The organism is [Phormidium] sp. LEGE 05292, assembly GCF_015207735.1.
Lineage (GTDB): Bacteria > Cyanobacteriota > Cyanobacteriia > Cyanobacteriales > Aerosakkonemataceae > Floridanema.
This window is the reverse complement of record NZ_JADEWG010000009.1, coordinates 81,796-92,161: the sequence shown is the minus strand read 5'-3', so window position 1 is coordinate 92,161 and position 10,366 is coordinate 81,796. Positions and strand designations below refer to the sequence as shown.

The 10,366-nt window shown below is 41.2% G+C and carries 9 protein-coding genes; 6 read left to right on the top strand and 3 right to left on the bottom strand.

All coding sequences use genetic code 11. The features are described 5' to 3' along the window. The first annotated feature begins 189 nt into the window (after positions 1 to 189). The 4 genes from IQ264_RS04840 to IQ264_RS04825 all read left to right on the top strand — a co-directional run bounded on the left by IQ264_RS04840 (position 190) and on the right by IQ264_RS04825 (position 4,821). A complete protein-coding gene (locus tag IQ264_RS04840; RefSeq protein WP_193979156.1) occupies positions 190 to 447 on the top strand; it encodes a hypothetical protein in 258 nt (85 codons plus the stop codon). Between the two features lie 293 nt (positions 448 to 740). Continuing rightward, positions 741 to 2,468, top strand: a complete 1,728-nt coding sequence (locus IQ264_RS04835; protein ID WP_228061291.1) for a M23 family peptidase — start codon at positions 741 to 743, stop codon at positions 2,466 to 2,468. After that, the gene (locus IQ264_RS04830) at positions 2,456 to 3,025 is read left to right on the top strand and encodes a hypothetical protein (protein WP_193979152.1); all 570 of its coding nucleotides are present in this window, start codon (positions 2,456 to 2,458) and stop codon (positions 3,023 to 3,025) included. The genes IQ264_RS04835 and IQ264_RS04830 overlap by 13 nt, the downstream gene beginning before the upstream one ends. Then, complete coding sequence (locus IQ264_RS04825; protein WP_193979150.1) at positions 3,022 to 4,821, top strand: type IV secretory system conjugative DNA transfer family protein; 1,800 nt, start codon at positions 3,022 to 3,024, stop codon at positions 4,819 to 4,821. Before IQ264_RS04830 ends, IQ264_RS04825 begins: the two co-directional genes overlap by 4 nt. Before the next feature lie 46 nt (positions 4,822 to 4,867). Here IQ264_RS04825 and IQ264_RS04820 read toward each other — a convergent pair whose 3' ends face one another. Further along, entirely contained in the window at positions 4,868 to 5,209 is a 342-nt protein-coding gene (locus IQ264_RS04820; RefSeq protein WP_193979148.1) for a hypothetical protein, read from the bottom strand. Positions 5,210 to 5,485: 276 nt separating this feature from the next. On the opposite strand from IQ264_RS04820, the gene IQ264_RS04815 reads away from it, so the two are divergent. After that, a complete protein-coding gene (locus IQ264_RS04815) occupies positions 5,486 to 8,932 on the top strand; it encodes a DUF3987 domain-containing protein (RefSeq protein WP_193979147.1) in 3,447 nt (1,148 codons plus the stop codon). A gap of 114 nt (positions 8,933 to 9,046) precedes the next feature. Next, on the top strand, positions 9,047 to 9,334 hold the full coding sequence (locus IQ264_RS04810; RefSeq protein WP_193979145.1) for a hypothetical protein: 288 nt from the start codon (positions 9,047 to 9,049) through the stop codon (positions 9,332 to 9,334). Here the strand turns inward: IQ264_RS04810 and IQ264_RS04805 are convergent. Together IQ264_RS04805 and IQ264_RS04800 are read right to left on the bottom strand one after the other, a co-directional pair. Then, a complete protein-coding gene (locus tag IQ264_RS04805) occupies positions 9,331 to 9,666 on the bottom strand; it encodes a XisI protein (protein ID WP_193979143.1) in 336 nt (111 codons plus the stop codon). The two genes, IQ264_RS04810 and IQ264_RS04805, sit on opposite strands and share 4 nt — an antisense overlap. Further along, the gene (locus tag IQ264_RS04800; protein ID WP_193979141.1) at positions 9,654 to 10,070 is read right to left on the bottom strand and encodes an element excision factor XisH family protein; all 417 of its coding nucleotides are present in this window, start codon (positions 10,068 to 10,070) and stop codon (positions 9,654 to 9,656) included. The genes IQ264_RS04805 and IQ264_RS04800 overlap by 13 nt, the downstream gene beginning before the upstream one ends. Between the last annotated feature and the right edge of the window lie 296 nt (positions 10,071 to 10,366).

Genomic DNA, 10,366 nt, shown 5'->3' with positions numbered 1-10,366 from the left:
CTACTGAAAAATGCGTTTTTGTTCTATTCTAAGTTGGTAGTTTATGTAAATATAAACTATTATTTTGGCTCAACCTATTTCTAGTTTTGATTTTTGTGTTTGCTGCTTTATCGCTTTTGATAGAGCCATGATTGGGAAATAATTAATACTATTAAATCAAGCAATTAATTTAGTAAATCGGTAAACTTTATGAACGACCCAAATCAAGCTTACGGTGGTAATCTTTTTGAGGAAAATGAGAATAATGGATGGGCGGGAGGTTCTGGATATGATTTAGCTCCATCTTCCCACAATTGGGGTGTTGAAAGTACCGCATATCATACGGAGCATATTACCAATGCTTATGCTGAAAATCCTTACGAAATTAATGTTTTCGACACCCCTTACACTGAGACATTTTCCCATCCTAATCCTACTCATGATTACTCTAGCAATTCAGGTTTTTAATTAGAGTAACCACTCTTAAATTCTTCTCTTCCCTAACCCTTACACCCCATCCCCTAACCCCTTCTTCTTGATTGCCGTTTCTCCTTAAAGAAACGGTATTTTTTTGTTGGAAATCACTATCACTATTGACGTAGATATTTTTCTATCTCAAGTTAGTACAGATTACTGAATGATTAATTTAAAAATAATTATTATCAGCTTTTGATTAGCTTTTTATGAAATGCTTTCGCTTTGTCATTTTGGCATTGTTCTCTTCCTGTTTGGTGATATTTACCACAGCGAACTTGCCAATTATGTCACAACAAAAACTCAATACAGAATTTAATTTACCAATGAGATTAGCTGCATTTGATTCAACTAATGCAACTCAAGCATTGCTACCAGATTGGCAGAGAATATCCTTTGGTTCCTTGCCTCCAATTCAAGAAAGCGGTACTTTCACTTTTGCTGGAAAAACACGCACTTGGAAGGTAGGACAAACACCAGACCAATATTTGACATTAGCAGATATTCAAACTGCTCTCAAACCTGATTTGTTGAATTTGGCTAATATTGTCAAGGGCTTGGACTTAAAAACAATCGCTATCAACAGCTTTCCCTTACTAGGTGAACAAACTCTGAAGCATTTGGTTGATATCGTGCCTTCTTTAGGTAACTTTTCTGCAAATCAAGTACCTCCAATTGCGGCATTACTGCAAAACCAAGGACTGATTGTAGATAGTAATTCTACCCTTGCTGATTTATTAACTCAAAACCCAACTTTAGGGGAGTTAAAATTAAATGAAATTGATTTGTCAGCATATACAATTGGTGACATTCCCCAAGTTGAATCTGTGCAGTTAGGTCAATTTCAAGGTTGGTCAGATACCCTGATTGCTGATGTACCTGCCCTAAATGCTCTGCCATTATCTGAATTTCCTCTTCCCTTAACCCAGTTAGGTCAGGTGTTTGCCCGGATAGATTTTATTTGGGGTAAAGCCGAACAGAAGCGGTGGCGTACTATCTCAGGTTCGGATGTAGCTGGTTTTTCCGTTCCTTGTCAGGGTCAAGATTGTCCCTACATTGAACTTGATGATTTGGAAAACTCTGGAAGAACTGTACGTGGTGAATTTGAAGGTCGTTCTTGGATATCGGGTAAATATCAACAAGTAGAAGGCGGCTGGGGTTGCTTGAAGTTTGTTAATGGTGGTCAAGAACCTACAGGACGATTGCCTTTCGGTAGTGCTTTTAAGGTAGTGGTCATGGAACCAGATGAAACAACTGATACGGTTGATACTGCATTGTACTTCCGCTTTCAGAACTTCTGCGGTGCCACGCCTTATTTTATTGGCCCAGTTCCCTTCCTTACCTATCGGGTGAACGCACCAATATTTATTGGCACTTTGGATAGCCAGCAGATGAGGGCAACTTCTGTCCCACAAACTAGCACTACCTCTGAGGCATTGGCTACATCTTCACCCCCGGTGGTAACTCCTGATGAACCCTGCCCTACGGTTGCTAATTCTCCTGCTGGTGTTAATGTAGCTGCACTCAAAAGTGCCATTGCTTCTGTAGAAAGTAGCGGTCAACCTGATGCTATTGGCCCTTATGTGTGTGCTGATGGGGGACGTAACTGCGGACGTGCTTTGGGTAAGTACCAAGATATGAGTTACAACCCTTATGCAGTACAGGCAATAGTTAATAAACCAGGTGGTCAAGCATGGTTGAATCAGCTTAATTCGGGCGCGACTATTACACCAGCAGAGCTATTTCAGTTTTACCCTCCAGCTGACCAAGAAGCGGCGATGAAAGCTGCTTTACTCAACAAAATTACACGCACTACCTCTGAAATTGACCCTACCACTGGGCTACCTTTTGCGGGCGAACGTTTGATTGAAAGGATAGCTCAAAAGCATTTCGGCGGCGATGCTTCTTTAGTTGATGGGCAAGCAACTGATGTTTTCGGGCGATTGAGTTTAAAAAGTTACGGTTTAGATGTTTTGAGACGCTATAAAGAACGAGCTAATTTATGCAAATCTTGAACGATAAAATCATTGCTTCACCTAAATTGGTGCGGTTGGTGCAAATATTCCATTTCAGTTTAGCGATTTTCTTGCTTATTGGTACTTTACTGCTTAACGGTTGTAGCAGTAATTCAGTAGCAGCAGTTCCTTTAAATTGGAAAACAATTGATTCTGTACCATCTGGTTTATGGCAATTAGCAGTTTCCCAAAATACTTCTGCTACACCTGACCATTTGCACAATGTACTAGCAGCTTCTATTCCGACTAAGGATAATGGATATTTGCACATCTTCAACTTTAATCATCCGCAAACTTGCGGTAAAATTGGTTGTTTATATGTGGCTTATTTGGCTAAAAAACGATCGTATCAGCAAGTATTAAGTACTTACTTGCAACCTAACCTGCCTCCACAAGATTCTTTGATTAGTATTAGCCCCGATATTTCTGCCACTGCTTTACCTTGCTTAGAAATCAAGCAAGTTAAGCAGCAGTCTTTAGTAACTTTAACTTACTGCTTTAATGGCAGCTCATTTCAACCAATAAAAAGTATTCGCAATCAACTATCTAAATCATGATTAATGATCGCTTAGGACAGCTAACACCTCAAAAAACAGTGGCAACTAAACCTGCTTCTGGCTATCAATCGAGCTTTGATTTTTCGGGATTATTCAAAAGTTTTGCTAACCCCCAAGGGCTAGGAATGATAGGTGCTTTGGTATTGATTATTCTTCTAACTCAACTAGCTGGCAAAAGGAAAGGAAAAATTTCGACTGGACGAGTAGTGGGAGTAGCAGAAAAGTTGGCAGCTACTAACCTGGCGCTCAAACAAATCCGTAAACGTCAGCACAATCAAGTTTGCTTTTGGTGTGGTTCTCCTCGTTATTGGTGGTCGGGTAAATTTCAAGGAATGGCAGCTAGAATTCAAACTTTTTTAGGTGTTTCTCCTACGGTTTGGATTCCTCATGCCGAACGTTCTATTTTAGTTTTGGGTGCGCCCGGAAGTGGTAAAACTTACGGTTCTATTGATAGGATGGCCGAAAGTTGTATGGTACAAGGTTTCCCTTTAATTATCTACGATAAGAAGGGTAGCCAGATGCAATTGTTAGCACCAATGGCTGCCAGGTATGGGTATGATGTGCGGATTTTCGCCCCTGGAGAGCCTTATTCTGAAGTCATCAATCCTTTGGATTTTATGAGAAATGAGGAGGATGCAGAAACCGCTACTCAAATTGCTCGGGTGATTAATGCTAATGCTAGTGGTAATAAAGGAGAAAATGACTTTTTTGCTAAAGCTGCCGATATGTTAGCTACGGCTTTGATTCAATTAGCTAAAAGCAGCGATTGTCCCGATTTGGGTACAGTTTATGGTTTGATTTCCACTGAGGGATTTATTAGTAAGTTAGCTACGGCAATTCAACATCACAAAGTTTCAGTTTGGGTGGCTTCTAGTTTTCGCCAATATCTTAAAGCCAAAGATAGCGAAAAAACGGTTGCTAGTATTGATACTACAACAGTTGGCATTTTTTCTGGGTTCATCAAACGGAATTTGCTATCTTCTTTTTTAGGAAAAACTACCGTTCCTATTAAGTTATCAGGCAAACAAATTTTAATTTTCAAGTTGGATGATGAGCGGCGAGATGCAGTTGGCCCTTTATTAGCTGCTGCTTTTCACATGACTGTTGTTAAAAATTTGGCTCAACCACGTTCTCAACCTCTGGGAATCTTTATTGATGAATTGCCTTCTATTTTCCTTTATGCTTTACCCCAATGGATTAATGAGTATCGCAGTAATGGTGCTTGTTTTGTTTTGGGCGTGCAAAGTTTAGAGCAGTTGGCTAATGCTTATGGTGAGAATTTAGCAGCTGCAATATCGAGTGCTTGCAGTACTAAAATTTTGTACAATCCTGCTAATTACTCGACTGCGGAAAAGTTTTCTCAATCTTACGGTCAAAAAGAATTGATTGTCAAAGAGCGCTCTATTACTCAGTCTAAGGAGGGTAGAAGCGTTACTTGGGCTGATAGATTGCAGACTATGCCTATTATTACCCCGGATGAAATTATGCGCTTTCCCCAAGGTAAGTGCGTGATTACTAATCCAGGTTACTCTTCTGGTGGTGAGGGGTCAATTCCTTATGCGTTGACTATTTCCATTCCTAAATCTGACCAAAAAAGGATTTCTGAATGTGAAAAACTTTGGCACGAACAAGTTTGTCCCAGGTTGATTGCTCGTTCTCAATTAATTGACCCCTCTCAATTGGATGAAGCGATGGATTTAAGGGAACAAATTGCTTCCCAGCTTTTGAGTGTATCAGCTTCTCAATCAACTCAGAAATTAGAAAATTCGGAAGTTACTTTGGAGTCGCCTTGGTAATGCTTAGATTAAAAGGTTTTTCTTGAAGCGATCGCTTACTTCATTCTCAACTAACTTGCAAAATTTTATTATCAGTAGTTCTCCAGCGTCGCGCAATTGCCATTAGTAATTCAGGAATTTCCTCTTCAGAGATTGCCTCAACTACATCTTCTAAGTTCTTAATCCCCATTGGCTCTCCTGCTACCAACGAGCAGAAGTATTTACGTGACCCAGGCGCAATCTGTTGCATCCCATTCAAAAGCTTGTCCAACATTTCATCTGTTACCCCTGTCTTGCCACGCCGAAACTGAGACACCAGACTCTCGCTAGCCCCTGCTACTTGAGCTATGGCTCTACCACCTATCCGATAACGTTTTAATGTCAGGTCAAAAGCTTCGTGGATCAACATTATTAATATTTGTAAAAAAAGTTAAATCGGAATTAAATACACTTTACTCTTGTTAAAGTTACCCCTGATAAAAGGAGACGGAAAGATGCAGATCGACTAATCCTTAGAGAAATACACAATCGTATTTCTTACCAAGATACCAGTAGACGAGTCTATTTAACTTTAACAAATTCTGTAGGTTTGCCAATACATATTTTTTGCTCTTAGAAGAACTTCAAGGTCGATGTCTGGCTTACCTAGCCTTTTAGCAATTTTCTTATTAAGTCCAAAACCGTGATGTATCATCAGCCCCCCCAATCCATTGCCCAAACTATTGAGTGGCTACACAACACTTTAGGCCGACCTGCACTTCCCGAATGTCCTTTGGAGTGCGAGCGAGACTGTGGCGTTCCAGGTGGTAAAGCTCCAGCTTCGCTGAATCAACATGGCAAAGCCAGTAAAGTTGCTTGGGCTGCTTACCAAACACAACTTCCCACCCCTGCCATCTTAAAACAATGGTTTGCTTTCACCCCTGGCATCGGCACCCTTGGTGGTGGCCCCAATCAGCAAGGTCACTATATTGGATTTGTAGACCTTGACCACAAGCAACAAGTTTTCCCTTCACTCGCTGCATTGGAAGCTCGACTCCAACAGTGGCTCAGCGACTACCCAATTTTGCAACAAGCACCAAGATTTCGCACGCCTAGTGGCGGATACCGAGTCATTCTGGCATTTACACAACAACCGGATTGGACTGCATTTAGCCTCGACCCTAATGGTGCCAGGATGGGGGAACTCTTAGCTAGAAACGGCGGACATACCTTGCTGCCACCCACTATTGGTACTAATGGCATCGCTTATAGTTGGGAATACTTTACTCCCTATCCACCTGTTGTCCATCACCCAGAACAAGTTGGCATTTACCCCACCCGTAAATCTCGTCCTACATTAGAAACTCCCCCTCTAGAAAAGATGGATTATGTTTCAGGTGCGATTCGCTTAGAGGATTTAATTTCACCTTCTGCTCAACAAACCTTACTCAACGGTGCAACCAAGGGTAATCGTTCTGATGCTATTAATGCTTTAGCTCAAGAATGCTACGGTTGGGAAGCATTTTGTCACCGTCACCGGATTCCTTATACAGGCACAACTACTGAATTAGTTCAATATGCCTGGGGTCAAATGGAAGATAGTACTGCTGACCCCGATAAATGGCAGCGGATTTTGAAAACCATTAACCCCGATACTTGCCAAACTGCTGCTGAATACAAAAGTGGTAATGAAGAAAGTTGCTGGAAAAAAATCTATCGCTTAGAACGGACAATCTTTACTAAGTTTTGTCCGCTAGAGATTCAAAATCGACTCAAAGCCGAATGGGGAATAAATAACACGCAATCCGAGAGTAGGCAACAACCAAACCCACCTCATTCTGATAAAAACGGTCATAATACTGAACCGAATATTAATCCCCAACAACTCAAAGAAGTTGCCCGCAATTTACTTTTACAAGAACCATCTCCGACAGATTTAGCATTAGAAATTGCGGCTTTAGAGCGGCAATATCGTCTGAAAAACTTTAGCTCCATCCTAGAAAAAACTCAACTCGAACTTGACCAAACTGATGACCTAACCGAACAATTCAAAATTGTCCACGAATTACTTGCTGCTGAAGCTTCTGATATTGATATTACTGAATTTATTGATGTTCCAGCCTTAGCTAATCCAATTCAACTAAAAGCTAAATCTTTATTGCTTCCCCAACATTGGTATTTGTTTAGCCTCCTTGCTGTTGTTTCCGGTTTACTAGGAGCTAAGGCATATTTAGAAATTGACCCCGGACTCAACTTCAAAGTCCCGCCTAATCTCTGGGTAGGATTGGTTCTCGACTCCGGTGATATGAAATCTACTATTACCTCTGATATTGTTGACCCTTTATTTTCCATCCAAGATGAAGCTCATGAAGCATTCCTACAAGCTGAACGGGATTACCAACGAGACAGTCAAATGTGGGAACTTCTCTCTAAAGATGAGAAAAAAGAGCGCTTGAACAACAACGAACTGTCTCCTACCCCTCCCCAACCAACTGATTATTTAACTACCGATTGGTCAAAAGAAGCCCTCATCGACCTGCTAGCAAAAAACAACCGGGGTCTTTTACTGCATAAAGAAGAATTTGCTGGCTTTTTCAAATCCCTGAATCAGTACCGTCAAGGCAAAGGGGATGATGCGGAATTTTTCCTTTCTCTTTATGACCAAAAACCTTACCGCTCTCATCGAGTTAGCAAAGGCACCCGTCACCTTTCTCGTCCTTCAGCTAGCATGATTGGCACGATTCAAGAAGCCGTACTCTACGAACAGTATGGCGATTTCTCCGATGCTAATGGTATGATGGCGCGATTCTTGTGGTTGCCTGCCTCTTCCCAACTAACACTTTACCCCCGCCACCGTCCCCAAATTCACTTTAAGGATGTCGTAGTTAACTTGTATCAACGTATCCTTAATTATCTACCCACCCCTACACCTGACGATAGCGCAGACGAATCAGAACGCAAACGACGCTGGCAGCAAAAGTTTACCCTCTCTCCAGAAGCTTTTGATTTGTACGTCAATGAGTGGTATGACTATTGCTCTGTTCTTGCCTATCAAACTCCCCAAAAAGGACTGAAGGCTGCTATTCGCAAACTGCAAGCGACAGCAGCACGGATTGCACTTAATTTACATTGCCTCAATGCTTTAGCTACTCCTGGGGAAATCCCTGCCGAGCAAATTTCTGCGACCACGATGCGAAAGGCGATCGCTTTAGCTACTTTTTGTCTGCAAAAAATCCAATTGCTCCACACCAAAGGCGCACCAGCTGTTCTTCCGGGACTAGCACCGGAGTATCTAGACATCATTGAACTATCCAAACGCTGCGGTCGCATTAAAGCTAAAACAGTGCAACGCTTTGGTTCGCCTTTACTACGCAAACTCTCTGCTGAAGAGATTCGTCGTCGCTTTCGATATTTGACCGAACGCGATTTGGGTACAACCTACAATTCTGGACGGTACTTGGAGTACGAATATGCTCCCGATTCACCAAGGTCCGATCGACCACCTTCTCCACCATCACCACCTGATGGTCGCAATGGTCGCAATGGTCGCAAACAGGGCGCAACTACTGAAACAACCACCAATCAAGGATTACAGCAGAAGGGCGCAGTAGTCGCAACAAATAGTGCCATATTCTCGCCTGCTTCTAATGAAGAAACTACGCTTTCCGAAACTGAATTATTAGATAATGCGACTGCGACCATTGCGACTAATAGCTGCGATGCCCATTTGGTAAGCAATACAGACGATAGCAATGATTGCGACTTAGTTGCGACCTTTGCGACTAATGCGACTAATGAAGATAATTCCCCTGTAACTAAAGACGAAGATGGTCGCAATGATTGCGACTTGGATGCGACTACTACTGCTACTGATGTTGAGTCTGTAAATCAGAATCCCTCCAAGCAGTCCACATCTTTTCCGAAGCAGGTAGTCCAGGCATCTTCTTCTCGCCAACGAAAAGTATTCCGTGTCGGACAAAAGTGCCGCTATAAAGGCTCGGATGTACTGATGGCAAATACTTGTCGCGGTAAGGAACTAGAAGTTTTAGAAATTCGCACTAATGCTGATGGTCAACCAGAAGCACGAGTCAAAGCAAAACAATGGGCTTGCGACTATTGGATTCCTTTCGCCTACTTGCAGAAAATACCTTGATGCCTAAGATGGATGGTAATAATTCCGGGTCATGAAATCATGAAACGGTATACAGTAAGCCCCTTAATCAAATTTATCGGGCTAACTTTGCTCAAGTAAACAGAGAGGAATTTCATGGAAAATACATTTTTTGACCAGGCGTTCCGAGACAGCGAAGGCAATATTGTTATAGCCCAACCCCCAAATTTACCAATTATTGTTTTTGCTGTAGCTAGTTTATTGCAGCTAATTTTACCTACAGGTCAAATTCATGTTGGACTAGATTTAATAGCTTTTGGCTCCTTATTTACTTGGGCATGGTTAGAATTATTTCAAGGTGTTAATTACTTTCGGAGAGCATTAGGTCTTTTGGTACTTGTTGGTTTGATTGCCTGGAAAATGCAATTAATAAACATCTTTTAACCCACAGCGAACTCAGTATACTTCCGGATCGTTGGCGCATGAAACGCCAAAACAATATCTTCTTTCGGTACACCCAACTCTAACAAATCATTAGCAATTCCTCCTTTAGTTCCATCATGTTGAATCCAAATCTTTTCATTTTTTATATCAACGTGCAAAACACAACCGCGCATTCTTTCATAGCCATCCCATCCGACATAATACAATAAATAATGATTCCTTTCCCGGTCAAAAATCGTCTCAATTTCTACCTCACCATAAGCAGGCTTATACTGAGCATATTCATTAATTATATTCTCAATATATTGACTGTATTTTCCTACTCTATCCATTGCACAATCTCCTCATTATCTGGATTGTAAACAATTAACTTTAATTGATAATCTTGTATAGCTAAACGACCGAATTCTAATTGAAAAAAAGTCCGATAAATTTCCAAAGGAACAGCTAAATATAAAATTCGTTCTGGGTCTTTTTGTTTAATAGCCAATCGATAACTCATTAATTGACCTAAAGCACTGTGAAATTCTGTAATTATAGAAGACCCTAAAAAACTTTTAATTTCTACAGCTATTTTCCGGCTTTCTTTAACCGCTGCAATTACTTTTTCTGCTCCTAAATCAACATACAAATCCACTCCCCCAAACGGAATGAAAAAAGGATCGTCAGTAACCGTCCAACCTTCTTTAATTAAACCAGTTTTCACGGCATCGTGAAATTTATCCTTGGCTGCCATACCTTCGATCCATAACCCAACTCATCCAAAAAATTCTGCATCTTGCTCTTATAGTACAGAACTTTTTCCTTGCGTTATTCTTGGCGCACGCACCCTAACAAGAATAACGATCAATAGTACCAGCGCCATCGAGGAAAGGAGCGAACGGTTTAGCCAGGACTGGTCTATATCACTTTTACCCGCTATGAGAGTCGCTAGGAGCTTTCCTAACGTTTAAGAGAGCCAAGGGTGTGGAGAAGTTTTGTTCTCACAATTAAAAATTCTTTGGTTTATGCGAAAGTTTTTAGTAGACGATA

Coding starts and splice junctions, on each gene's coding strand:
- IQ264_RS04840 (WP_193979156.1), top strand. CDS start 190: ATGAACGACCCAAATCAAGCTTACGGTGGTAATCTTTTTGAGGAAAAT.
- IQ264_RS04835 (WP_228061291.1), top strand. CDS start 741: ATGTCACAACAAAAACTCAATACAGAATTTAATTTACCAATGAGATTA.
- IQ264_RS04830 (WP_193979152.1), top strand. CDS start 2,456: ATGCAAATCTTGAACGATAAAATCATTGCTTCACCTAAATTGGTGCGG.
- IQ264_RS04825 (WP_193979150.1), top strand. CDS start 3,022: ATGATTAATGATCGCTTAGGACAGCTAACACCTCAAAAAACAGTGGCA.
- IQ264_RS04820 (WP_193979148.1), bottom strand. CDS start 5,209: ATGTTGATCCACGAAGCTTTTGACCTGACATTAAAACGTTATCGGATA.
- IQ264_RS04815 (WP_193979147.1), top strand. CDS start 5,486: ATGTATCATCAGCCCCCCCAATCCATTGCCCAAACTATTGAGTGGCTA.
- IQ264_RS04810 (WP_193979145.1), top strand. CDS start 9,047: ATGGAAAATACATTTTTTGACCAGGCGTTCCGAGACAGCGAAGGCAAT.
- IQ264_RS04805 (WP_193979143.1), bottom strand. CDS start 9,666: ATGGATAGAGTAGGAAAATACAGTCAATATATTGAGAATATAATTAAT.
- IQ264_RS04800 (WP_193979141.1), bottom strand. CDS start 10,070: ATGGCAGCCAAGGATAAATTTCACGATGCCGTGAAAACTGGTTTAATT.